Annotated in this window: 25 protein-coding genes; 7 read left to right on the forward strand and 18 right to left on the reverse strand. The window is 42.1% G+C overall.

What is annotated here, in order from left to right:
- Nucleotides 1-31 precede the first annotated feature (31 nt).
- The 7 genes from ACFS5N_RS03540 to ACFS5N_RS03570 form a co-directional block, all read right to left on the reverse strand.
- Entirely contained in the window at nucleotides 32-322 is a 291-nt protein-coding gene (locus ACFS5N_RS03540) for a hypothetical protein (protein WP_377182301.1), read from the reverse strand.
- A 63-nt stretch (nucleotides 323-385) separates the two neighbouring features.
- The gene (locus ACFS5N_RS03545; protein WP_377182303.1) at nucleotides 386-1273 is read right to left on the reverse strand and encodes a 3-hydroxybutyryl-CoA dehydrogenase; all 888 of its coding nucleotides are present in this window, start codon (nucleotides 1271-1273) and stop codon (nucleotides 386-388) included.
- The gene (gene bioD, locus ACFS5N_RS03550; protein WP_377182305.1) at nucleotides 1270-1887 is read right to left on the reverse strand and encodes a dethiobiotin synthase; all 618 of its coding nucleotides are present in this window, start codon (nucleotides 1885-1887) and stop codon (nucleotides 1270-1272) included. Before bioD ends, ACFS5N_RS03545 begins: the two co-directional genes overlap by 4 nt.
- Entirely contained in the window at nucleotides 1880-3010 is a 1131-nt protein-coding gene (locus ACFS5N_RS03555; protein WP_377182307.1) for an aminotransferase class I/II-fold pyridoxal phosphate-dependent enzyme, read from the reverse strand. The genes bioD and ACFS5N_RS03555 overlap by 8 nt, the downstream gene beginning before the upstream one ends.
- Nucleotides 3011-3081: 71 nt before the next feature.
- Entirely contained in the window at nucleotides 3082-3453 is a 372-nt protein-coding gene (locus ACFS5N_RS03560; RefSeq protein ID WP_377182309.1) for a hypothetical protein, read from the reverse strand.
- Between the two features lie 141 nt (nucleotides 3454-3594).
- Nucleotides 3595-3981, reverse strand: a complete 387-nt coding sequence (locus ACFS5N_RS03565; protein ID WP_377182311.1) for a hypothetical protein — start codon at nucleotides 3979-3981, stop codon at nucleotides 3595-3597.
- 212 nt (nucleotides 3982-4193) lie between these two features.
- Nucleotides 4194-4967 (reverse strand): XRE family transcriptional regulator, encoded by a 774-nt coding sequence (locus tag ACFS5N_RS03570; protein ID WP_377182313.1) that lies wholly within the window; start codon nucleotides 4965-4967, stop codon nucleotides 4194-4196.
- A gap of 84 nt (nucleotides 4968-5051) precedes the next feature.
- Between ACFS5N_RS03570 and ACFS5N_RS03575 the strand changes: the two genes are divergently transcribed.
- Complete coding sequence (locus ACFS5N_RS03575; RefSeq protein ID WP_377182314.1) at nucleotides 5052-5408, forward strand: GIY-YIG nuclease family protein; 357 nt, start codon at nucleotides 5052-5054, stop codon at nucleotides 5406-5408.
- On the opposite strand, the gene msrB is transcribed toward ACFS5N_RS03575, so the two are convergent.
- The 8 genes from msrB to ACFS5N_RS03615 form a co-directional block, all read right to left on the reverse strand.
- The gene (msrB, locus tag ACFS5N_RS03580; RefSeq protein WP_377182316.1) at nucleotides 5398-5874 is read right to left on the reverse strand and encodes a peptide-methionine (R)-S-oxide reductase MsrB; all 477 of its coding nucleotides are present in this window, start codon (nucleotides 5872-5874) and stop codon (nucleotides 5398-5400) included. The genes ACFS5N_RS03575 and msrB overlap by 11 nt on opposite strands.
- 69 nt (nucleotides 5875-5943) lie before the next feature.
- Complete coding sequence (locus ACFS5N_RS03585; RefSeq protein WP_377182318.1) at nucleotides 5944-6549, reverse strand: fasciclin domain-containing protein; 606 nt, start codon at nucleotides 6547-6549, stop codon at nucleotides 5944-5946.
- 37 nt (nucleotides 6550-6586) lie between these two features.
- Complete coding sequence (locus ACFS5N_RS03590; protein ID WP_377182320.1) at nucleotides 6587-9730, reverse strand: tolB protein precursor; 3144 nt, start codon at nucleotides 9728-9730, stop codon at nucleotides 6587-6589.
- A 47-nt stretch (nucleotides 9731-9777) separates the two neighbouring features.
- Nucleotides 9778-12093 carry a penicillin-binding protein 1A gene (locus ACFS5N_RS03595; RefSeq protein ID WP_377182321.1) on the reverse strand — a complete coding sequence of 772 codons (2316 nt, stop codon included), beginning with the start codon at nucleotides 12091-12093 and terminating at the stop codon, nucleotides 9778-9780.
- Nucleotides 12094-12204: 111 nt separating this feature from the next.
- A complete protein-coding gene (locus tag ACFS5N_RS03600; RefSeq protein ID WP_377182323.1) occupies nucleotides 12205-12543 on the reverse strand; it encodes a TfoX/Sxy family protein in 339 nt (112 codons plus the stop codon).
- Between the two features lie 21 nt (nucleotides 12544-12564).
- Nucleotides 12565-15114: a GH92 family glycosyl hydrolase gene (locus tag ACFS5N_RS03605; protein WP_377182325.1), complete on the reverse strand. Its 2550-nt coding sequence runs from the start codon at nucleotides 15112-15114 to the stop codon at nucleotides 12565-12567.
- Between the two features lie 63 nt (nucleotides 15115-15177).
- Nucleotides 15178-15954, reverse strand: coding sequence for an amidohydrolase (locus ACFS5N_RS03610; protein WP_377182327.1), 777 nt, complete (start codon nucleotides 15952-15954; stop codon nucleotides 15178-15180).
- Nucleotides 15955-16004: 50 nt separating this feature from the next.
- Nucleotides 16005-17159 carry a methionine aminotransferase gene (locus ACFS5N_RS03615; protein WP_377182329.1) on the reverse strand — a complete coding sequence of 385 codons (1155 nt, stop codon included), beginning with the start codon at nucleotides 17157-17159 and terminating at the stop codon, nucleotides 16005-16007.
- Between the two features lie 202 nt (nucleotides 17160-17361).
- On the opposite strand from ACFS5N_RS03615, the gene ACFS5N_RS03620 reads away from it, so the two are divergent.
- From ACFS5N_RS03620 to ACFS5N_RS03630, 3 genes are read left to right on the forward strand one after another with little or no spacing between them, the layout of a single operon-like run.
- On the forward strand, nucleotides 17362-18327 hold the full coding sequence (locus tag ACFS5N_RS03620; RefSeq protein WP_377182331.1) for an ABC transporter substrate-binding protein: 966 nt from the start codon (nucleotides 17362-17364) through the stop codon (nucleotides 18325-18327).
- Nucleotides 18327-19193 (forward strand): ABC transporter permease, encoded by an 867-nt coding sequence (locus ACFS5N_RS03625; protein WP_377182333.1) that lies wholly within the window; start codon nucleotides 18327-18329, stop codon nucleotides 19191-19193. Before ACFS5N_RS03620 ends, ACFS5N_RS03625 begins: the two co-directional genes overlap by 1 nt.
- Before the next feature lie 11 nt (nucleotides 19194-19204).
- Nucleotides 19205-19996 carry an NIPSNAP family protein gene (locus ACFS5N_RS03630; protein WP_377182335.1) on the forward strand — a complete coding sequence of 264 codons (792 nt, stop codon included), beginning with the start codon at nucleotides 19205-19207 and terminating at the stop codon, nucleotides 19994-19996.
- A gap of 100 nt (nucleotides 19997-20096) precedes the next feature.
- Here the strand turns inward: ACFS5N_RS03630 and ACFS5N_RS03635 are convergent, their stop codons facing one another.
- A complete protein-coding gene (locus tag ACFS5N_RS03635) occupies nucleotides 20097-20324 on the reverse strand; it encodes a hypothetical protein (RefSeq protein ID WP_377182337.1) in 228 nt (75 codons plus the stop codon).
- Between the two features lie 327 nt (nucleotides 20325-20651).
- Between ACFS5N_RS03635 and ACFS5N_RS03640 the strand changes: the two genes are divergently transcribed.
- Entirely contained in the window at nucleotides 20652-21272 is a 621-nt protein-coding gene (locus ACFS5N_RS03640) for a TMEM175 family protein (RefSeq protein ID WP_377182339.1), read from the forward strand.
- A 14-nt stretch (nucleotides 21273-21286) separates the two neighbouring features.
- Here ACFS5N_RS03640 and ACFS5N_RS03645 read toward each other — a convergent pair whose 3' ends face one another.
- Nucleotides 21287-22738, reverse strand: a complete 1452-nt coding sequence (locus tag ACFS5N_RS03645) for a DUF3943 domain-containing protein (protein WP_377182341.1) — start codon at nucleotides 22736-22738, stop codon at nucleotides 21287-21289.
- 120 nt (nucleotides 22739-22858) lie between these two features.
- Here ACFS5N_RS03645 and ACFS5N_RS03650 point away from each other — a divergent pair, with 120 nt between their 5' ends.
- Nucleotides 22859-23089 carry a hypothetical protein gene (locus tag ACFS5N_RS03650; protein ID WP_377182343.1) on the forward strand — a complete coding sequence of 77 codons (231 nt, stop codon included), beginning with the start codon at nucleotides 22859-22861 and terminating at the stop codon, nucleotides 23087-23089.
- Nucleotides 23090-23165: 76 nt separating this feature from the next.
- On the opposite strand, the gene ACFS5N_RS03655 is transcribed toward ACFS5N_RS03650, so the two are convergent.
- The gene (locus ACFS5N_RS03655; RefSeq protein WP_377182345.1) at nucleotides 23166-23693 is read right to left on the reverse strand and encodes a hypothetical protein; all 528 of its coding nucleotides are present in this window, start codon (nucleotides 23691-23693) and stop codon (nucleotides 23166-23168) included.
- A gap of 127 nt (nucleotides 23694-23820) precedes the next feature.
- Here ACFS5N_RS03655 and ACFS5N_RS03660 point away from each other — a divergent pair, with 127 nt between their 5' ends.
- A complete protein-coding gene (locus tag ACFS5N_RS03660; RefSeq protein WP_377182347.1) occupies nucleotides 23821-25011 on the forward strand; it encodes an MFS transporter in 1191 nt (396 codons plus the stop codon).
- Nucleotides 25012-25027 lie beyond the last annotated feature (16 nt).

Raw genomic sequence — 25027 nt, forward strand, 5'->3', positions numbered from 1 at the left:
GGCAACCGGCTTTTAACGATTTTAAACTTGCTTATCGCCAATAGCCCCGGTGCCACGCATAGCCACGGTTACCATGTACCCAGGTGCCGCGCACCCAGGTGCGGCCGGCACGCGGACGAGCCCAATGGCCGCCTACATAATTATAACGTCCGCCTGTCCATACCCATTCGCCGTCAACCCACACGGCACCGGCATATGGCGAAGCCGGGCGTACATAATACGGCTCAGCGGGTCGCGAAGTTACGTAATAGTCACCGGCGCATGATGTGAGTAAGCTACCGGCTAAGGCTATTAAAATTCCAATTTTTCCTAATGTTTTCATCGGTCAATGTGTTTTAACAATTCATAACATTGACAAATATTAAACGGAAAAGTTTAAAAACTATCAGACAAAACGGTCGGCAACCACCATGTCCTTGCTGCCTGGTGTATACTTGTAAAAGCCGCTTCCAGTTTTAATGCCAAGCTGTTTAGCGTTAACTAAATCAATCAGTAAAGGGCAGGGGGCGTATTTATCAGTTTTAAAACCATCATATAACACGTTCATGATGGCCAGGCAAACATCCAGTCCAATAAAATCGGCTAGTTGCAATGGGCCCATCGGGTGCGCCATACCCAGCTTCATCACCGTATCAATTTCCCCCACACCTGATACCCCTTCATATAAAGTAAATATCGCCTCGTTAATCATAGGCATTAAAATGCGGTTAGCCACAAAACCCGGTGCGTCATTTACTTCAACAGGTATTTTTTCCAGCTGCCGCGAAAGTTGCATTATGGTTTGGATAGTTTGTGCCGATGTGTTTTTGCCTTTAATTACCTCAACCAACTTCATAAGCGGTACAGGGTTCATGAAATGCATACCGATGACGTTTTCAGGACGATTGGTTACCGATGCTATTTGGCTAATAGATATGGATGACGTATTGGTAGCCAGGATGGTTTCGTTCCCACAAATATCACTTAGCTGTTTAAAAATATCTAATTTAATTTCCTGATTTTCAGTAGCGGCTTCAATTACTAGACCTACGCCGGTCACTCCGGTCTTCAAATCAATAAAAGTTGTTATTCGGTTTAAAATATCAGTTTTGTCAGCTTCGGTAAGTACTTCTTTTTTAACCTGCTTATCGAGGTTTGTGCTGATAGTTTTTAATCCGCGCTGCAAAGCTTCGTTATTTATATCAATCAACGAAACTTCAAAACCATATTGGGCAAAAGTATGGGCTATACCATTTCCCATGGTTCCTGATCCTATTACAGCTACTTTTTTCATGCCGGTTTGTTTTGCAGGGTTATTTTAATATTGGCGATACTTTCCTTACTTATCTGCGGTATTTCCGGAATATAAAGTGTTGGGCATTTGGCAAAGCCCTTAATCACAGACTCTGAAGATTCATTAGATTCGCCATTAAAGATCAGCGCCGTTATGGGAATGTTGCGGCTGTGCAGCGCTTCTAATGAGAGTAAAGTATGGTTGATGCTACCCAAATAATGTTTTACCACCAATATCACCTCTGCATTGAGTTGCTGTATAAGGTCAATCATTAAAAAAGTGTGGTTTAGTGGCACCATAAGTCCGCCCGCGCCTTCAATAATCAGCGTATTATCCGTTTTAGGAGTTCTGATAGTGGACGGATCGATCTCAATGCCATCCAGCGCAGCCGATTTGTGCGGCGAAAAAGGTTGGGTTAGCCGATAGGCTTCGGGGTGGAAAACAGTTTTATTGTTCGATACCAAACTTTTTACGTATAAGGTATCGCTGTTATCCAGATCGCCTGATTGTACCGGTTTCCAGTAGTCGGCTTGCATGCTTTCAACTAAAACTGCCGATACGATGGTTTTGCCGATACCTGTACCAATGCCGGTTATAAAGAGTGGTTTATTCATAAAGCAGATGGTTTATTTCATTAGCCAGCGCGGTCACCTCGCCGGCGGTATTATAAGTGTGTAAGCAAATGCGGATCCGTTCACTTCCAGCGGCTACAGTAGGGCTCATTATAGCGCGAACGTCAAACCCGCGACCTTGCAAATGCGAAGCAACGCCTTTAGCTTTATCATTGCTTTTTAACAGGATGCACTGGATAGCACTATCGCTGGCAATCAAAGCGTAGTTGCTCTGGGCATTTAAAACTATAGTTTTCTTGAATAATTGGATGCGATGATGCAATTCGTCTATATGCGGGTCAGATGTTTGTAGTAATTTAAAAGCACACCAGGCAGTAGCTAACTGATGGAACGGCGCAGCAGTAGTATAAATAAACGAACGAGCATAATTAATCAGGTACTGACGCAGTATATCGCTCCCTAAAACAATAGCGCCATGACAGCCAAGGCCTTTGCCAAAGGTTACCACACGGGCGAACACCCTGTCCTGAAGTTCAAAAGCCGAAACAATACCAGTCTTATACAAACCAACTGCATGTGCTTCGTCGACTATCAGATTGGCGCCATACTTTTCCGTTAACGTCAGCATTTCTTCTAATGGAGGCATATCGCCGTCCATAGAAAAAATGCTTTCAGTAACTACGTAGATTACGCCCTTAGCATTTTTTAATTTGGCCTCAAGCGATACGAGATCATTATGCTTAAAAGTGTACCGGTTGGCGTTACTTAAGCGAGCGCCGTCAATTAACGAAGCATGAATTAGCTCATCAGTAATAACAGTATCGCCGCGTTGCGGCAAAGAGGAGAGAAGCCCTAAATTTGCATCGTAGCCCGAGTTAAATAACAGGCCGGCTTCTGCCTTAAACAAAGCCGCTATTTCGCGCTCCAATGCTTCAGTATAAGCCAGGTTACCCGATATCAGTCTTGAGCCGGTGGCGCCGTTCAAATTAGGCCGGCTATTTATTTCGGCTTCAATTTGACCGCGCAATAGCGGCGACCGTGCAAAACCCAGGTAATCGTTTGAGCAAAAGTCTACCAGGTTGCTTTCAGGTTTAAGCGTGCGATAGCCGCCGTTTTGCCTGCGCTCGTCTAGCTTGCTTGTTATATATTTTTTAGCCGGATTCAATTGCTTAAATTTTAGCTAAAATAAAGAAAGCCCCGGTTTGTCGGAGCTTTTCTTTGTGTAAATATGAATTATTAGTTGTTGCCCTGCATACGCGCTCTCATACGCGCCATGCGTGCCTCAACCATTTTTTTGTAAGCTGCAGCTTGATCTGCGGTTAAGATAGCTGAAATCTTAGCATCAGTTGCTGTCTGCATTTTCATAAAGCCTGACATCATAGCTTGTCTGTCACCATTTGCGGCTTCCATAAGGCTGTCGCGTTGTTTGCGGGCACCTTGGTACACCGCTAATATTTTAGCGCTCTGTTCGTCTGTGATTCCTGCAACGTGTGCTTTTAAAGTGTCTACCTGCACTTTGGGGCTCATACCCATACGGCCGCCGCCCTGCGCGAAGCTAACTGCGCTAACGCCAATAACGAATGCGCATACTAATAGTAATTTTTTCATTTTATCGGTTTTTTTGATTTGGTGATACTTAAAGATAGTCGTTAAATAGAAATATTTAGATGTGTAACTTAATTGTTGCTATAAACAACTGCCCTTAAACAAAAGAGCAGCTTAACGCTGCTCTCTTTTCAAACTTATAAATTAGTTACCGTTACGCCTTGCAGCTTGTGCAGCAGCTTGGTCTGCTAACATTTTCTTAAATTTTTCTTGCTGATCTGCAGTTAATAAAGCAGTGATCTTATCGTTAGTTGCTTTTCTCAAAGCAGCCATCGCAGGGCGTTGCGCTTGTCTGTCACCATTACTAGCGGTTCTTAAACTATCCTGAACCTTTACCTGGGTAGTGTAAAGCGCGGTAACTTTAGCAACCTGGTCATCTGTTAATGATAATTTGTCTTTTAACCTGGCTGCCATTTGAGTTGGGTTACCACCTCTGCGCCGGCCGCCGCCCTGGTCACCGTTATTATCCTGAGCAAAGCTTATAGCGCTAATACCCAAAACAAAAGCGCATACTAATAATACCTTTTTCATTTTCTTTAGATTTAATTTTTTGGTGTTATGATAAAGATAAATGAATAAAGTTTAACCAAGAGTATGTAACTTAATTGTTGCCAAGGGGGGATTTCAGATCCCGGATATTCGATTTCGGAATTGAATTAAGTCTCAAATTAAAAATTTGAATGCTGCCTATTAATTACAAAAGTCAATAAATCCGAAATCGGACCTCCAATTCCGAAATCAAATCAATTGTTGCCTTCCAATTTAGCTATTGATCGTTGCATCTGCGCCATCATGCTGGTCAGGCTTTCCATAGTAGGTTCAGGGTTAGGTAAGGGCAGGTGTGTAGATATATAGGCCTTAGCTTTCCATACCTCTAAAACATCTTCCCCGGCAACCTCATACGGGTCGTAAGCCGGGTTATCAGATACCAGTTTAAGTTTTTTGTTGTCTTTAAACTTATTGCCTATGCGTTTATAAACCACGCCGTCGTTTTTTGAAACAATTACATAGGTTTCATTGGCTTTTATATCGCCCCAATTCTCCACATATTCACCAATTATTGTAGTACCCGAAACAAGTGGTAACATAGAGTCGCCTTTTATTTCAAATCCGCGGAAGGTACCGTTCTTAAACATCGGCAAATGTAACTTTGGCAACTGCGACACGTATTCCGGGTCGGCGTAACCATTCATATAACCGGCACTGGCTTTTACCGGTACCATCTCAATATTTTCATTATCCTCTTTATCAACAGATATACTAAGGATGCGCACACCGCCCGCGGTAGGTTTGGGCTTTGCTAAAAATTTGTCGTCTATGGTTTCATTTATAAAATCATCAACGGTAATATCAAAGAAATTTGCTATTTTTTTTAGCAAATCATATTTGGGCTCGGCACGCTCTTCTTCATAAGCGCCTACCAATGACCTTTTAATACCTACCTCATCAGCAAATTGTTGCTGTGTTAATCCTTTGCTTTTTCTAAGGAATTTAATATTTGACGAAATTTTTGTCATAAAATTTGGATTTACTAAAATTGTTAGTAATTTTATGCTCATAAAGTTAGTAATTATTTTTCAAACAGCAAATTTATTATCAAAATGAAACGTTTTATCTATATCATCACCGACAGAAACCGTAATAATTTACACGTTGGCCTTTGCTCAGATCTTTTAAAAACCATTAAGTTTTATGAAGAAATGCCAACTTTGTTTTTCGATAGTGCGAAACAGCTAAACCGTCTGGTTTATTTTGAAGAGATCAATTCAGAAGAATTGGCGATGGAGCGTTTCAAAACGGTAAGCACTTATACCCGCCCGCAAAAGGAGAAAATGATCAGACCTGTAAATCCAAACTGGATAGATCTGACCATTGGTTTAAATTATGAAAGCAGCTTGCGCAACAAAACGCAACTACGCCCCTCAATCAATAATCGTCGTAACTTTATTACTGCTTAATAAATTTTAAGGCGCCTGAGTTCATGCAGTATCTTTTACCACCTCTGTCAACAGGGCCATCATCAAATACATGTCCCAGATGCAAGCCGGTACTGCGTTCAATAACTTCCTGCCGGGTGGTGCCAAAGCTGTTATCTGTCACTATTTTTATTTTTTTCATATTAACCGGTTTTACAAAACTTGGCCAACCGGTGCCGCTATCATATTTATCTGCCGACGAAAACAATACTTCGCCGGTAGCTGCGCTAACGTAGATACCTTTTTCATGATTATTATAGTAAGCATTATGGAAAGGTGGCTCGGTACCGCTCTCAACCATAATATGATAAGCGTTAGGGCTAAGAACTTTTTTCCACTCGGCTGCGGGTTTGCTTAATCTGCCGTTATTATTTTGTCCATTGCTATTTTGGCATCCTGCCCATGCAAAGGCAACCGCTAAGGTTGATATCAAAGCTAATCTTTTCATTTTCGTAGTATTTACAATTTATTTAACTACGGAAATTCAATTTGGATGGTTTGTCACCCCAAAGTCGGCTTATATTTCTTTAAACTTAGGCATCAGCACGGCGTTGACTATATGGATAACACCATTGTTTTGCTGAATATCAAATTTGCTGATTACGCTTTGCCCGCCGTTTTCATCAATCAACACAATATTTCTGTTAGTGTCCAGCTTAGCCATTAATTTATTGCCTGTTAGGGTGATGAAGGTTGCAGTGCCATTGCCGGCTTTTATTGCATGCAAAATGTCTTTAGCTTTAAGTACGCCGGGCACAACGTGGTAGGTTACCATAGCTATTAAATCTGGTAAACGTTTGGGTTCCAAAAGAGAATCAATTTTGCCGGGGGGCAATTTTGTAAAAGCATCGTTGTCTGGCGCAAAAACAGTTAACGGGCCGCGGCTCCTGATAGTCTCACTTAAATTTGCAAATCTTATCGTTCGGTAAAAGCTCCAAAATTCGGGCGAATTATAAATATTTGTCGTTGCGTCATCTGTGGGCTTCATCTTCGCGCCCTCATTATTCTTTAACACCGGCTGTGTAGTTTTAGCTGTTTGGTGCGCCGAATCAACAGCACTGGCCTGGGCAAACAGGCTCAAAGAGCCTAATATTAACCCGATAGTGAAAACAAGTTTCTTCATTGTTTTATATAACCGTCAAAAACGCCTTATGTTTAAATTACCACCCCGGAGTAAAACCTAAACCAAATACTGGTTTGCTAACATCGTTACGGTTAAGTGGTACAGCTAGGTAAGGTTCCAATACAAAATAACCAAATACATTTACACGCAATGACAACCCTGTACTTAGCGCGGGCACACGCTGGTTTGTGTTGTAAACACCATTTCCGTTAGGGTCGGTGCCAATCCTGTCTGGCGCCATCTGGAATTTAACCTGATTTCCTGCGTTCCACGCTAACCCGGCGTCGAAGAAATAATTAAGTTCTGAAAAGAAGAACTTTGATTTAACAGCCGATAATTTTTCCGGACCGGTAAATGGCAAACGTACCTCGAAATTTGCAACCACGGTACGCGTACCGGATAGTTGATCTATGGTGAAACCGTTGCTTGGCTTGCCATTGCCGTTATAAAATGTCTGTGCCTCGTAACCTCTTATCAGGAAGGGGTAACCTACATATAGCGGATATAAGCCGTTTGAATTACCCAGGCGTGCATAGCCATATAAACGGGCAGCAAACGTAACCGGCGCCACACGTTCGTATTTGCGCAAATCGATAGTTGGCGCAAAGAATTGGTAGGTACCAAAATTGTACTCGGCCTCTATGCGGTAACGATAGCCGTTAAGCGGCGAGGCAACACCAAAAAATGAATTATCGCCCACTAAGGCTGTGTTTGCCTGGAAAACAGTGAAAGGATTGAGTTGCTGGCCATTTGTCGGGTCAGCATTGTAATCTTTATTGGATATGTGATTTTTGGTATAATCTATTATATTTCCTGAGGTGTCATAGGTAGTAGTGTAACGATCAACCCGGTAATTATATCTCGACGCCCCGCCACCAAACTCAACACGCGTTGATTTTGAAATAGGATAGGAGGTAAACAAAGATGCCTGATCCTCGAAAATACGTATGATGTCATAACGCTCCTCAGTTACGGGTACAGGTTTACCGCCAATAGTTTGCGTAGTGGCAACCACGTTATAATTGGCAAACTGGTAGGGGATATGCGATATACCTCCGCCAAAATTCCATCTGCCGGTTTGTTTAATGTAAACCAATTGTCCGCCAAAATCATAGATCTCGCCATTAATGGCCAGGCCCGCGTAAATTTGATTCCGGCCCAAAATGTCACTAAATACACCCTGCACGCCACTAGCCAAACCGGTACCAAATGAACTTACCGAAGCGCCAACGCCGGTACTGGCCAGATAATCCAGTTTAAACTTTGGTTTGTAGGGTATAGCTGTTATTGAATCGGCCGGGATTTTGGGGTAGGCCAGGTAATTATTCAGGTTTGAATTGATCAGATCGACACCAACTGCACGAGATGGCGGTAACAAAGCTGCTTCAAAATCAGTATGCCCCGGATCAATAGTTTTGGGCGTAAAATCTGTAGCCTTGGCATTATAAAGCGAATATTTCTGTGCGCGGTAGTAAGAATATACCACATCATTATTTGCCGAAATACTTAACGCCGGCGAAAACTCTGTGATACCACAAATGCCGGTAAACAAATCCGTCATTTGCTCAACTTTTCCTGTGGCAATAGTGTACCGATACATATTGCGGAAACCATCACGGTTTGATAAGAAATAAATTTGTGTACCGTCTGACGAATATTGCGCATTGAGGTTGTTAGCGCCGTTAAAAATTGGCAGATTGGTGATTTTGCCGGTTGCAAGATCGTACTCCGCTAAATTAAAGGTAATATCCTGCGATGTTGTTTGATCGTAGGTAGTACGATCGGTCGAAAAAACGATTTTTTTACCGTCCCTGGAAAAACTTGGCTGGTAATCTGAAAATTTATCGTCGGTTAACTGCTTTACCTGTTTAGTGTTAAAGTTATATAAGTATAAATCGCCCTGACCTTCGGCCAATCCCTGGAAAGCGATCTGACTGCCGTCTGGCGACCATGACAGGTTACTGAACTGTCCAACTTTTCCCATCGATACATCTTCCAATATTTTTCCGCTTGGTACCTCAACCACCAGCATACGGTTACGTCCCTTAGCAAACACGCTGAACGCAAACTTCTTTCCATCGGGCGACCAGGTACCGGCCGACTCGATAAAGTTAAACTCATCAATATGTGTATTGGATACCTTGCTCGTTAATTTTTTGATCACTGCGCCCGTTTTAGCATCGGCCAGGAAAAGATCAATGGTAAACAGGTTCTTCTCTGACAGGAAAGCCAGATATTTGCCATCCGGACTAATAGCAGGCGCCACGTTCATCTTCCCCGAATTTTTATCACTGATCACTAACTCTCCAACAGGCTTTTGAACAGTATCTTTCAGAAAAGGCTTATAGGTAGCTTCGATAGAGTTTGCCCAAAGTTTAGACAACGTTTTATCGTCATATCCAAAAGTATGCCTGATACCATAAGCCAACCCAAATCTGGCCGTGTTTTTAAAGAACGGGGTGATTATAGTATCGCCATATGTTGAACCAATGAAGCTCCAAAAGGCCTCGCCATAACGGTAAGGGAAATACTTGTTGCTTTCGGTCAGGTCCTTAACCGTCGGTATGTCATGATTCAGGTAGGCATCGCGCATCCACATTGCTGTATAGGCATCTTTCTTGCCCAGCGACAAGTATTCTGCCATACCTTCAATCATCCAAAGTGGCAGGTTATTAATGTTTTCGTAACTATTGTCCTCATGCCCAAGCAGGATATGGTATTGGAAGGCATGTACCAATTCGTGGCCAATAACATGGCGGGTCATTTGATTATTCTCCATCACCGGCATCACCACACGGTTTTTTAGTCCTTCGGTAATACCGCCGGTACCTACATCAATCTCGCCATCAATAGCGGTAGTTTGTTGAAAATCGGGGTGATTGGCATAAAGAATGATCGGGTTGGCTTTACGAAAGGTATCTCTGAAAACCTGCTGATGCAAGGTGTACCATAACTCGCTTTCCTGAGCAAAACGACGGATCATACTATCATTTTTCAGATAGTAATACAATTCAAAATGCGGGGTTTTATAAACCTTAAATTTCAGGTTTTTGTAGCGAACCTTGTTTTGACCAAAATATTGCGCCTGCGCTGAAATGCTTATTACCAGTAAACCAATAAAAAACAGAATAGCGAATAAATATCTGGCTGATTTATGTGTAGCGGAAAGGATAGAATTCATTGACGTTTACCTCGCTGCTAATTTAATAAATCAACTTAATATTTATATTACTGATTGGTACCTGCCGGGTTTGCGGCCGGAGGCGCATCTCCCGGGAAATTCGTGGTGTCCAAAGGCATACTTAAACTGTCTGTCGAAGTGGTGTCCTTAGATATCCGGGGTGAAGGACAGTCGTATGTTTTGGTAATTTTAACCCACGGCTTCGGGAATGGCCCATAAGTATATCCCGACTGTTTATCGGCATAAACCCGCTCCATAAAAGACCCAAATATAGGCAAGGCCGTGTGCGAGCCTTCGCCGCTTTCAGATGTATTAAAGTGTACGCTACGATCATCGGCGCCAACCCAAACGCCGGTTACCAGGTCTTTGGTGATACCCATATACCAGCCGTCTACATAATCTGAAGATGTACCGGTTTTGCCACCAATCTGGTTATCTTTTTTCCACAAGCCGTTGTACTCCCATAACGCTTGCGAGGTACCGCCGGGCTCTTCCATACCGCCGCGGAACATATATAACATCAGCCAGGCAACTTCCTCACTAATTACCTGTTGCATTTTCACGGTGAACTCCTGTATAACATTGCCGTCATGATCGGTGATCTTGGTTACCAGCAGCGGGTCAATCTTTTGGCCCTTATTGAGGAAAGTGCTGTAAGCACGAACCATTTCATAAACAGAAACGTCGTTTGATCCCAGCGAAACGGAAGGCACTGCCTTGAGTGGGCTTTCAATACCTACTTTGTGCGCGTACTCAACAACTTTATCCCAACCCACTTTTTCAGTAAGCTGCGCTGTGATAGAGTTCACTGATTTGCCCATGGCCCAACGTAACGACATTTCCTGGTAACTAAAATGAAAATCGGCATTATTGGGCGACCACACTTCTTCTTTGCCGCCGTCTTGATATTTGATAGATACCGGTTGATCGGTAAATTTATCGCAAGGGGTATAACCATTGTCCAGCGCAGTCAGATAAGCAAAGGGCTTAAAGGTTGAACCAGCCTGGCGCTTGGCCTGATTAACATGGTCGTAATTGAAATATTTATGGTTGATACCACCAACCCAAACTTTAATTTTTCCGGTTGATGGCTCTATCGTCATCATGCCGGTATTAAGGATGCGTGCGTAATATTTTATGGAATCAATGGTAGAAAAAGTGGTATCATGTTCGCCATTCCAGGTAAAAACCTTCATGCGTTTAGGTTTTTTAAAGTAGTCCTGAATCTGCGTAGTATCACCATGATATTTTGCTGAAAGCATTTTATAGATCGGTAATTTCTGCTCGTTTTTTAAAACGAAATCTTTGATCTCAACACCTTTTGAATCGCGCCACGGGTTTTTCTTACCCCAAATGCCGTTAAAGCGTTTTTGCAGCATCTTCATCTTTTCGGCCACGGCTTCCTCAGCATATTGTTGTAAGCGGGAGTCGATAGTGGTGTAGATTTTCAGACCATCTTCATACAGGTCATAATCATTGTCTTTACACCACTTTTTAAGCCAGCGTTCAACGGCTTCGCGCAGGTATGAATCTCCGTGCGAGTCGTCCTCAACATAGCTTAAATTCAGCCCCAAGGATGTTTCGCTGTATTTGGTGTAATCAGCTTTGCTCAGATAGTCATATTTCTCCATCTGGCTCAAAACCGTGTTACGGCGCTCAATGGCTTTGTCCGGATTATTGATTGGGTTATAGGTAGATGTTGCTTTCAACATACCGATCAGCATTGCTGCTTCGGCAGGGTTTACCTCATTTGGTGTTTTATCAAAATATTTAAGTGAGGCTGTTTTGATACCAAATGAGTTATTACCAAACGGAACTGTATTCAAGTATAGTGTCAAAATTTCCTGCTTGCTATACAAGTGTTCAATTTTATAAGCGGTTAACCATTCTTTACATTTTGATATTAAGGTACGTACCACCGGGATATGCCGCAATACCCCCTGCGATTTGCGCTTGCGTGTTGAGAACAGGTTTTTCGCCAGCTGCTGGGTGATGGTGCTGCCGCCGCGCTTGTCGCCTTTGGCGGTTGACAGAACGCTGGTAAAGAAAGAGTAGAAATCAACACCGCCATGTTTGTAAAAACGCACGTCTTCAGTAGCTACCAAGGCATTAATAATGCTTGGCGATATCTCTTTAAACTGTACCGGCGAGCGGTTTTCATGATAATATTCGCCTATCAGCTTGCCGTCGGCTGTGTAAACTTGTGAACCGACAGACATGGTTGGCGCTTTGATATCATTCATATCCGGCGAGTAGCCGAAAAGCCATAGAAAATTTAGCTCAATGGCGCAAAAGAATATGATTATAGCATAAATGAAGATGACAAAGTATCTCAGGTATTTGTTTTTTATACGTCTGAACATTCGGTAAAGATGTAAAATTATTGGCTCAATATAGCGGCCGGGTTATAAATAGGTAACAACGCAATTTTAACAGTTAAATTTTAGGAGAAGCGGCCCGTATTTTTTATTGGTTTATTTTTTGGTGGCCCTGGCAAATTTATTAAACGCTAAAGATTTATCAACCCAACTTTCAAATTCTTTTTTTATTTTGATGATGTCTGGACTTACGTATACATAGTCTTTTAAAGGCTTGCCGTTTCTTATCATTCCGCGCACACCAGTTAGCTCCAATGCTTCTTTGTATTCAGGGCCTATGCGGCACATCATTTCATCGCCGCTAACACAAAGGCACATTTTGCCGTTTACCATAAAACATAATCCGCGAAACATCTTCTTTTCTTCAATATCCTCAATGCCGCGCTCAATAAGCGCCTCTCTAATTCGGTTTGCAAGTTGTTCGTCGTAAGCCATGTTATTTTTGATATAGGACGTTTAATAATGTGCTTCTGTTACGAAGCTTGATTTGCCATTATGTACGGCTATTGCTTTGATAGTCATATTTGAACTAACCGGAACTGGTTTACTATACAATTTTGAAGACGTAGTCGGGGTAGAGCCATCAGTGGTGAAATAGATCGCGTCGGCCTCTGTATCGTTGCTTTTTATTGCCGCTTGTGTTGGCGGCGCAAAGGTTTTAAGCAAAGTAATGGTAGGGTTAGGCGTGATCAAATTAGCTGTAATTTCTGAGGTTGATTTTTCCAGGTCCTGCATAAATATACGGTTGGCCAAACGCCCCGTGAAAACCTCAAACTCGCCGCCATTGGCTATATCATCATAGCTTAGATAAAGCTTGTTATAGGCTTTTTTGTTAAGATTTATTCCCTGCAGGTAAATATTATTTCGAGCCACCGAGCTGCCGGAATTTAGGATGGTAAACTTTTTACCATTCTCCAGATGTATCACGGCGCTCTCAAACTGCGGCAGGCCTATTTGGAGCTGCTGCTGGCCCGGAGCGATATTATAAATGCCTAAAGCACTCATTACATACCATGCCGACATTTGCCCGCAGTCATCATTACCGGCAAGGCCGTCAGGTTTATCACTGTATTGTTCGCTCATAATACGGTTTAAAAAAAACTGCGTTTTGTCGGCGTCGTCAGTAAAATTAAACAGATAGGCCATATGATGACTTGGTTCATTGCCATGTGCATATTGGCCAATCAAACCACTAACATCAGGTTGTTGTATGCCGGTTAACGGGGCGGTGGTAGTAAATAACTCATTTAGTTTAGCGCTAAAATTGGCTTTGCCCCCCATACGGGCGATTAAGCCGTTAACATCCTGCGGCGCCAAAAACGAGTACTGCCAGGCATTACCCTCCACATAGTTATGGTTTACCTCGTTCGGATCAAAAGGCGTTAGCCAGTCGCCGTTTTTACGGGCGCGCACAAAGCCGCTGTCTTTGTCCTGCACATTTTTCCAGTATTGGGCGCGTTGAATATATTGGTTATAATCAACCGGCTTATTCAGCATTTTGGCAAACTGCGCTATACACCAATCATCAAAGGCATACTCTAAAGTTTTTGACACCGACTCCTGGTTGTTATCGGCTAATACTGCACCGTTTTGGCGATATGAATCTAACCCGAACTGATTGCGGTTAACGGATACTTTCATGGCTTCCAAAGCTTTTTCCGCATCGAAATCGCGGATTCCTTTGGCGTATGCATCTACTATGACAGGAATAGAATGATTGCCAATCATACAATAAGTTTCATTTGAGGCCAGCGACCAGATAGGGAGCAGGCCCTGTTGATCATATATCGCAAGGAAGCTCTTGATAAAGTCAAGGGTACGTTTTTTGTCGATCAGCGTCAGCAGCGGATGCTCGGCACGGAAAGTATCCCACAAAGAAAATACGGTATAATAGTTAAAGCCGTTTGCCGTGTGGATTTTCTGATCCATGCCACGGTATTGACCGTCAACATCGCTGTAAATATTGGGCGACAACATGGCATGATATAACGCCGTATAAAATATGGTGCGTTTAATCTTGCCATAGTCAACAACAGGGGCTTTTTTGCCCGGAGGGCGGCCATACCCATAAGCCAAAGCCTCTGTCGACATTTGCTCTTCCTGTTTTACTTCGGGCGCACCGCCTTCAACCTCTATTTTAGCAAGCGCATCTATCCACTGCGCTTTAGCTGCACGCTGCACTTTTTTAAAGTCGAAATCGGGCATTTCGGCATTCAGGTTTTTTAGCGCTCCGTCGGCGCTTACTGCCGATATGCCGACTTTAGAAATTACCTGGCCGGGGTTATCAAAGCGAATGTAAAGTTTCAGATTTTTGCCTTCAGCTTTCTTTAAACCTTCCTGCAAAACGTCATTAACAGCTATACCATAGGCTTTGAAGGGTTTAGAAAACTTAGCATAAAAATACACATGCTGGTCATTGGCCCAGCTTCTTGATTCGCGGTATCCTTTAATCTCATGGTCGTTAACTATTTCAATCCATGAGTTTAAAACCTGGTCGCGGTGTTGCAGGTCGATAATAATATTGGCCTCGCGGGTTGAGGGGTAGCTATACCGGTGCATACCGGCGCGGGTAGTGGCGGTGAGCTCTACATCAATACTATACTTATCTAGTTTGGTTTTATAATATCCCGGCGATGCAAACTCATTCTTTTTTTGAAAGCGAGAGCTGTGTTCAGTGTTTTTAAACTGCGGTGTGCCTGTGGTTGGCATAAACAATATGTCGCAGTAGTCGGCAATGCCGGTGCCGCTCAAATGCGTATGCGAAAAGCCATAAACAACAGAATCTGTGTAATGATAGCCCGAACAGCCATCCCAGCCCTCTAAACGGGTGTCAGGACTTAGCTGAACCATGCCAAATGGAACTACCGCGCCCGGGTAAGTGTGGCCGTGGCCACCGGTACCAATGAACGGATTTACATAGCCCGTATAATCTTTTTTCTTTTGTGCCGATGCGCTAAGACTAACAGCCAGCAAACCCAGTATAATAGCGCTATAAGTTTTTATCACTTTAAAACAAATTATAAAAATGCAAAGTAAAGAAGTTTACGGCTAATCAGCGGGCTGCAAAAGTTAAATCAGGTTAAAATTATCGGCATCGCGCAAAAACGGCATCTGCCGGCGAGTTTTTACAACTTCGTCTCCAATAATAGTAAAGGTGTATACGTCTTCTTCGTCTCGTTTATAATAAACCGTATTGCCATTAGGGTCAACACAGGTCGAATCGCCCGAATGGTAAATTTCGTTACCATCATGGCCCACACGGTTCACGCCAATTACATAGCATTGATTTTCAACCGCGCGCGCCGGTATCAAGGTACGCCAGTGCAGCGCTCTTTTCTCAGGCCAGTTAGCTACTATTAATAACAGATCATAAGCAGCGTTGACATTACGCAGCCACACCGGGAAACGCAGATCGTAACATATAACCGGGCAAATTTTCCAACCTTTAAGTTCAACAACCAATCTTTTGGTACCGGGAGTATAGGTTTCATGTTCTTTGCCTAAAGCAAACAAGTGCCGTTTGTCATAATAGTTATACCTACCGTCCGGCTGCATCCATACCAGGCGGTTGTAATAATTTCCACCTTCTGCAACAATTAAACTGCCGGTTATTACGCAATCAAACTTTTGGGCTATTTGATGCATCCACTGCATGGTTTTACCATTCATTGGTTCGGCCAGTTGGGCAGCGTTCATGGTAAAACCGGTGTTAAACATTTCGGGCAGGATAATCAGATCAGTTTTTTCACGAATATTGCCGAGGCGCAATTCTATGTTTTGTAAGTTCTGGTCAATCTTTTCCCAAAATAAATAACCTTGAAATATAGTGATCTTTAAATTTTCCATAAGCAAATAAGTTTCGGCAGTTAGGTTCGCTAATGCATTTAATAATTAGGTTAAAGTTTAAAATCTAATAATCTATTAACGGCCTCATCAAGCGTTTCTTGCTTTTTGGCGAAACAAAAACGCAAAACTTTATAGTCAGTACCCCGCGTATAAAATACAGATGTGGGGATACAGGCCACTCCAGCTTCTGTGGTTAAGCGCATTGCAAAGTCTATGTCAGACTCATTATTTAAGTGACCATATTTAACAGATTGAAAATAAGATCCATATGAAGGTAGTAATTCAAATTTAGTTTCAATTAATCCCTTCCTGAAATAATCGCGTTTTTGCTGAAAAAAGGCAGGTAATGAGGTATAAGTAGCTTCATCTTTTAAATATTGTGCTACAGCTTGTTGCACGGCCGAGTTAACACTAAACACCAGGAACTGATGTATCTTTCTGAATTCGTTCATCAGGTATTCGGGAGCCAGGCAATACCCCACTTTCCAGCCGGTGGCGTGAAAAAGTTTTCCGAATGAGGCTACAATGAAACTTTTTTCTTTTAAATCCGGATATCGGGCCATACTATGATGCTGTTCACCATCAAAAATTAAGTGTTCATAAACCTCATCACTCAAAATCAAAATATCCTGATTACGTACAATGGAACTGAGCTGGTCGATATCTTCCTGATGCAAGATGGTAGCCGTAGGATTATGCGGCGAATTTAGAATAATCAATCTGGTGCGGTTGGTAATGAGTTTTTTCACCATGCCCCAGTCGATACGATATCCATTTGACGGTTCGAGTTCAAGCGATTTAACCACACCGCCCATTACTTTTATTGTCGGTGCATAGCAATCAAAAGCCGGTTCAAAAACTATTACTTCATCGTTAGCATGAATTACTGCACTAATAGCGGTGAAGATGGCTTGTGTGCCACCGGCCGTAATGGTGATTTCGGTGTCCGGATTATATTCAGCGTTGTGTAGCCTTTTTACCTTATTAGCTATTTCATCGCGCAGCAATTTGTTACCGGCCATGGGTGCATATTGGTTATAACCATCCTTCATGGCTTGGTTAACCAGCTCAATAAGTTGGGGTGAACATTCGTAATCAGGGAAGCCCTGCGATAAATTAATAGCTCCAACCTTGGCAGCCAGGGCCGACATAGTAGTAAAAATAGTAGTGCCTACCTGTGGTAGTTTTGATACAATAGATGTCATGACGGGGGCTAAAGTAGCGAAAACAAAACGATATGGATTTGTAAATTGTATAAATGGCGGTATGATTGGTTGAGGGATTTGTCATGTTGGTAAGAGACGCGATACATCGCGCCTCTTAGTATTTAGTTTGGTAACTTTCAATTGTGACGCAAAATTGATGGCTACATTTCTGAACCTTACTTGGTTTATCTAACTTAGTAAAATGAAAAAGTATCTGCCATTATTACTCTTAGCCGCCTTAGCATCAGCCTGCAACTCGCCCAAAACCAGTAACCAACCGGTAGTTGGCTTTGTCGATGCTTTCGAGGATGCTACCATAGCGCAAGCCCGCACCGGGTTCACCGATGCTTTAAAAAAGGAAGGTTTTAGTGAAGATAAAAAGACGGTAAAAATTGAATATCGTAACGCACAGGGTAATATCCCCACGCTAACGCAGATTGTTAATTATTTTGTGTCAGAGAAAGTTGATCTGCTGGCTACCTGCACAACCTTATCGTCGGTAACAGCGGTACAAAACACCAAAACTATCCCCATTTTTGAAATGGTTTCGCCAACGCCCGAGCGTATGAAAGTTATTGGCGCTGACGGTAAAGCCCCGGCCAATTTGTTTGGCGTGGTTGAGGATTTGGGTTATATCGATACCTCATTCAGCATTATACCGAAACTGTTAAGGCCAAAAGGGCCCAAACTGGTTATCGGTATGATTTATAATGAAGCCGAGCCGCAGTCGGCTGATGCCATGCAGCGCATTAAATTATTGGCAGATAAACTAAATGTTACATTGATTGCCTTGCCGCTAAATTCATCTGCAGATGCGCAACTGGTAACCCAGGCTTTATTAGCTAAAAAGATAGACGCTTTTTTTGCTAATCCGGACAATACTGTTTTTGCATCGTTTGAAACTATACTGAAAAACTGCAATGCTGCCAATGTGCCCATCTTCACCAGCGAGGCGGGTTTAGTGCAGCGTGGTGCAGTAGCTGCCTTTGGTGCTGATATTTACCAGTGGGGATATCAGGCCGGTGAGCAAGCAGCCCAGTACCTTAAAACACACAAAACCGATGGCCTGAAACCTGAGATGGTGAAGATCAGAAAGCGTGTTTATAATCCTGCGGCCGTTAAGAAATATCAGATCGCCATACCTGCAAACTTTGAAGCTGTAAAATAATGAGCTTTTACCTTACCGCTTTATTACAGGGACTTTGTTTTTCGGGCATTGCGCTGGGTATCTATATATCAATGAAGATTTTTAACATACCTGATATCACAACCGACGGCAGTTATACCTTGGGCGGGGTAGTAACAGCTATTTTGCTTACCAGGCATGTATCCGGCTATTTAATTCTTCCCGCTGTTTTTGTAGCAGGAGGGGTAGCAGGCGCTATCACCGGGTTAATTCATACCAAATTAAAAATGAATGCGCTGTTAGCAGGTATATTGGTGATGTATGGTCTATATTCAATAAACCTTACCTTGATGGGGCGCTCTAATTTGCCGTTGGTAGGTACATCTTCAATATTTTCCTCCTGGGCTTGGCTAAACGATTTTAGTCAAAATACAGGGGTGATTTTGTTGTTTTTCGTAATAATCATGACGTTTCTGATAGGCTACCTGCTGAAAACTGATTTCGGCTTAGCCATGCGCGCAACCGGCAACAGCGAGTCTATGATAAGGGCGCTAGGTGTAAATACTGAACGTATGAAAATTATTGGCCTGGCGTTGGCCAACGGCCTCACTGCGATAAGCGGCTACCTGATTACCCAGTTTCAGGGATTTGCTGATATTAGCATGGGTATAGGTATTGTAATAGTTGGTTTGGGCTCGGTAATTATTGCCGAAACACTGATCAACTGGCTGCATATTACTTCTGTATGGGTAAGTTTGATTTTGGTGCTTACGGGCGCCGTCATCTTCCAACTGGTGCTGGCTTTAACGTTGAGTATTGGCGTTGATGCCAACTTGTTAAAGCTGGTAACTGCAGTATTTGTATTACTAATTGTAAGTTTACCGCGATTAAATCTAATAAAAGAGTAAATAACCAAAAAATGAGATATAAAAGTTGCCCAATTGTATTAATAGCATTGTTTGTATTTACAACATGCTTTTGTTTTGCCATGCGCGCTCAGGCGGCATCGCAATATTACTATCAGATTAAGATCTACCACTTCAAAACGGCTGCGCAGGAGAGGCGTTTAGATGCTTATTTTGAAAGTGCTTATCTACCAGCGTTACATAAAGCCGGTGTTAAAAACGTAGGTGTGTTTAAAGTACTGAAGCAAGACAGCCTGGATAAAAAAGTGTATGTTTTCATCCCTTACAAAACCTGGGACGCTTTAGAGAATACCGATCACAAATTATTAAGTGATGAAACCTATCTGAAAGCCGGTGAAGATTATTTAAACGCCCCATATAACGATCCGTGCTATACACGTATGGAAACCATCGTTTTGCGTGCGTTCCCAAAAGCACCTGAGCCTAATATACCTGATTTAACAGCAAAAAAAGTCGACCGTATTTATGAACTGCGAAGCTATGAAAGCGCGACAGAAAAATACAATGCCAGCAAAGTAAAAATGTTTAATACCGGCGACGAGATAGGTATTTTTAAAGGCTATAATTTTAACGCCGTTTTTTATGCAGAGGTAATTGCCGGCAGCCATATGCCAAACCTTATGTACATGACTACCTTTAACAGCTTACAGGACAATAAAGACAAATGGAAAAAGTTTTTTGACGACGAACGTTTCAAGGCTTTAGGCAAGATGCCTGAATATCAGAAAAATGTATCCAAAGCTGAAAGTCTGTTCCTTTACCCGACGGATTACTCTGATTACTAAAATACAGTGCCGATATTCGAAAAAAAGGGTTGTTTCGCCAAACGAAACAACCCTTTTTTAATAGGGGTAAGATAGCTTTAAATGCCTCTGGGCAAAATTGCTATTTAGACAAATCAGAAACTACTACAGATGATAACACCTTTTGCGCGTTTCTGACTGTTGGCGCCATTGGACGGATTTTATTTGTTAAACTAACCGCTGGTTCGGGTTTACTTGCGTAACTCGCCAGGCAGGCTATTTCGGTGATTCCCGACAGGAAAACGAATAACAATAAAATGCCCGTAAGCAATGGCAGAAAAAGCGAAATCGACTTTTCTTTTTGCATCATTGGTTTGAATTAATTAGGGGTATTAAATAACTATTTGTATAGCTAATATACCGTTAAAAAATACTTTTGCAACATTTCTGTTACATTTTTTTGAGTAAATGTTTTCCCTTAACTAAAACTCAAAATCAGGTATTTTTACGTATAATATTTTGTTAAGGTTATAATGATTTTATCTTTTTTTAATAAAAAGTTAATTAAAGCCTTTTTTAGACAATTAGTTGTTGTTTATCAAGTATTTACGATTAAACCAATAGTTATTATAAGTATGTAATTAATTATTTACTTCTGTTTTCTCTGGTAATTTACATTGATTATTTTGCGCGTATTATGCAACCGATAAACGTAAACATGGGGAAAGGCCGGATAGAGGCTTTCAGCGATGGCGTAATTGCCATTATCATTACCATTATGGTGTTAGAGATGAAGGTGCCTGGGCACGGCCATTTTCAACTGGTTGATCTGAAAGATATGTGGCCCGTTTTTATTAGTTACGTAATGAGCTTTGTTTATGTGGGTATATACTGGAACAATCACCACCACATGTTTCACGCTGTAAAATCAATTAATGGCACTGTGTTGTGGGCCAATCTCTACTTGTTATTTTGGCTGTCGGTGGTACCTTTTGTAAGTGCGTGGATGGGCGAAAACTCATTTGCAGCAGTCTGGCCCGTAGTGATGTACGGCTTTGTACTGCTGATGAACTCAATTGCTTACTTCATTTTGGTAAAAGTGCTGATTAAGCATGAGGGCAAAAAATCGCCGTTAGCTACCGCCGTTGGTAATGACAAAAAAGGCAAAATTTCCACCCTTTTGTATGTCGTAGGAATAGCGTGTGCCTGGATAAGTACGTACCTGAGTTTTGCTTTTTACGTATTGGTAGCACTGATGTGGCTTATACCAGACAGACGCATTGAAAAAAAATTAGCGACAGATCAGTCGGTAAATTGAGCTGATTATCTGGTTTAAAAATTCATCGTATACCGGGTTGATAACCTCAGGTACGGATACCGCTTATCAACATTAGCATAATCTTTATAAACGCCGTGCAGTGTAAAATAACCCGATTCAATACTAAAAGCCAGGCTTTTAATAACATTTAGCGTAACCTCGCTTGATACGGCATGTAGAAAATAATGGGAGGGGTGCCCGTTCTCAGTTATTGTCCAGTCGCCCTGGTAATGTATTCCATAGGTAAGTATATTAAGCAGCGTTAATTGCCCGCCGGCATTAAAAGCCACACCGGGGCCATAGTCATAATCGCGGCCGTGTTGTAAGCGCAGATATGGGTCAGGAATAGCAGCCAACAGTATCGGTCCGGCCCCAAATGAGGTGGTTATCTTAGTATTTTTGGTGATATCATACTCTGATAAAAAGTTTGCTTTAACACTTTGGCCGCCATAAAAAAATGCCGAGTTGTGCAAGAAATCGTAATCAGCCGATAAGATAAGCAAGTGCTGAAGCTTTTCGTTCGACTTAATTTCCCAACCTTTTAACGAACCATATACGCTCACCATATTTACCAGCGAACTGTCGTCCTTACCCACCTCTACATTTATGGTTATATTACTAAATGGCGTGTCGTAATCTTTGTAAGGGGTACCGTATAACAGTTTGGCGTGGCCATACCAGCCGTAATTTTTATTATGCAGGATATTGGAGTTATCGCGATTAAAGGTGCGCGCACCCAAATCAATTTCGGTGGTTATACCAGACGAGTCGCGTTTTTCCTTAGGCACTGCCTTTCCCCATTTTCCGTCCAGGATACGGTTTACACCATTGGCCGGGTTAATTAAAAACGCAAATATCTCTGTCAGCTGTCGGCGTACACCGGTTTGGCCGGTATTGGTCATTTTATTGGCTAAACGATAGGTCATTTCGCCCAAAACAATACCGCCAAACGTTGTATTAATCAAATCATTCGGCGCCGGAGGCTGATTTTCGGCTGTACTTTCCCAAATATAACTACCAACCAGGGCCGCAGGCGCCGATTGCCAGAAGGTATATCCATTGGAGCGAAACGCGTTATAAAACTGACTACCGTGAAAAGGGTGACCAAACTGATTGGTTTGAAAGTTATCATCATCCCAGGTCCAGCTGTTAGGTTTAAGGTTGTCACCTACAGTTTTCCAGGAAATGTGTGCATAATCGGCATTTTTAAGATACCGGTCCCAGGTCCACGGTAATATTTCGGCGGCACCCAGCTCAATAGCTGCGCGGCCAAAATGTTTGGTTCGGTTAATATGGCGCCCGCGTGGTTTTGGAACTGTATCTTTTATAGATCTTTGTTCGTAGTTGATCGCGGCCTGTGCAAAAACATGTTCTGACGGGAAAATTGAAAGGCCGACAAGTAAAAACGCTGATAAGCCAAGTAGTTTTTTTAGGCCTGATTTAAAAAAAGTAGAGGTTTGGGGCATAGTAAGAGTTTACTGGAAAATAAAATACTGCTTATTAAAAGTAAGAAGTAAAAGAATTGTTTTAGATATATGATTAAAGTTCAAAGTTTATATATTTGCGCAGTAATTTTTTATAAAGACATGAAAAGGACCTTAGGATTAATCATTACATTGCTTGGTATATTAATAGTAGTTGGAGCGTTTGTATTTACTCCGGATCACGCTTTAAACGCTGCGGATTCAGGAAGCGGTATCAGCGCTTCGGCAGGATTAGCTTACGGTGGCTTTATTACTTTCGGTGTTGGTATTGTGCTTTATATTTCAAGCCTGCCATTAGCCGGCGAAAAACGCCAGCAGCGTCAAAACAGCTAATAGCAACCGTTTTACGGTTTAATTAAATATTTCAAGGGCCCGGTGAATATTCGCCGGGCCTTTTATGTTTTAACGATTAGAAAAATAGCCCCATCTGTATGCTGGTGCCTAATGACACAGGTATGTTGTTGCCAAACCGGGTAGCAAACGGCACTGCCAGAAATAAACTGGCGTCTTTACCTTTAACTACAATTTTATTTAAAATGGTAGTAAAGCCAAAGCGGCCGCTGGTTTCAAACGCTACACGCTGAACCACGGCGAAATTATTTTTTAACCTGAATATCCCACCCGGACTAAAAGCTACCGAACTAACTTTCGAGATGTTGTTTTCCGTACGTACCCCTGGCGTTATTTCAAAGCTTACACCAAACTTGTCGCTTTTTAAAAGGTTGAGGCCAAACGGAAAATTGACGGTATAAACTTTCGAAAAGTTGCCGGTGATTTTACCTCCGCTTAACGTGGCTAACGGGTTGGCAATACTAAAATAGCCGACTACCCTTGGGTAGCTTTGGGGAGCTTGAGCAAAACTGGTTTTAACGAAAAATAAAGATACACTGATAGCGATAATCGCCACACGGATTAAGTAGAGATAAAAAGCCTGCATGTTTAAAATAATTAGTGCGCTAAAATAGCTGTGAATTTGATAATTATTTATAGGTCATTTAAATAATTTGTCTTAACAATGCTTTCTTGTTCTATATTTGGAATAACCCATTTATAAATACCTAAATATGAGTAACAATACCTTGCTGCTAAGCAACGGGCAGCAAAAAAAGGTACTGGTATTAGCTTGCCTGGTAGGTTTTGCTTTTTCTGCCAATTATACCAACCACGCGCCTTTAAAAAACTGGCTCATGGCCAGCTTTACTTCGCCGGCCCAGCCTTTCACCAAAGCTATGTTTGGTTTTTTAACCACAGCTATATTTTTAACTCATGCAGCTATGCAAATCCCCGGCGGCTTTTTTGCCGACAAGTTTGGTGCCCGTAAGGTTATGGTGCTGGCGCTGATTGTGGTAACTATAGGTAATTTTGGTATAGCATTTTCACATAACTACACCCAATTATTATTGTGGAAGTTTTTTGTAGGATTGGGTACAGGTACCAGTTTTGTAGCGGGGGCCAGATATGTTTACCAATGCATCCCGACAGAAAAATTGTTAATATACCAGGGGTATTATGGTGCAAGCATATTATTAGGCTCGGGCTTTGTAATATTTGTGGTACCGCAAATAGCCGATCATTATAAAGCATGGCCACCTACATTTTTGTTAACCGCAACCCTGGCAGGGCTTACTTGTTTAATTATTTTTTTTATGGCGCCCAATCCGCCAGACAAAGTCCATCCGCATAATTCATTGATGAAAATGATAGCTAACAGCCAGCTGTGGCTATTGGGGCTGGTACAGATGGCCTCGTTTGGTTTGGTTATCGCTATCAGCTCCTGGGTAACCACCATCCTGAAAGAAAACTTTGCGGCCGACAATAAGTTACTGATTAGTTTTATCGCCTCGCTGGCCCTATTGCTCGGTATTTTTACAAGGCCCATTGGGGGTAAATTATTAGCTAAAATTGGCGTTCGTCAGTTAATCATCAGCAGTTTGTTGTTAAACGCGGTTGGATGTTTTATAATGGCGGCATTTAATAAAGTTTTTGGCGCTGATGTTTTAGCTATTATATTATTGGGCGTGGGTTGCGGATTGCCTTATGCAGGCTTATTTAACCGTGCCGCTGCTATTTTTCCCGGAAGGGCCGGAGCTGCTATGGGGCTGGTAAACATGTTGGGCATAGTATTTATCCTGGTAGCTGCGCCGTTGGTTGGCAATATAACTGACCATACCGGGAATTTCAATTTGGCATTTGTGCTAATGGGCGTATTTTCGCTGCTGATTTGTTTTACCTCGCTTAAAATTGCTAATGATTAAGCGTATATATACCAAT

It is taken from the genome of Mucilaginibacter ximonensis (genome assembly GCF_042686265.1).
In the GTDB taxonomy this organism is placed as follows: Bacteria; Bacteroidota; Bacteroidia; order Sphingobacteriales; family Sphingobacteriaceae; genus Mucilaginibacter; species Mucilaginibacter ximonensis.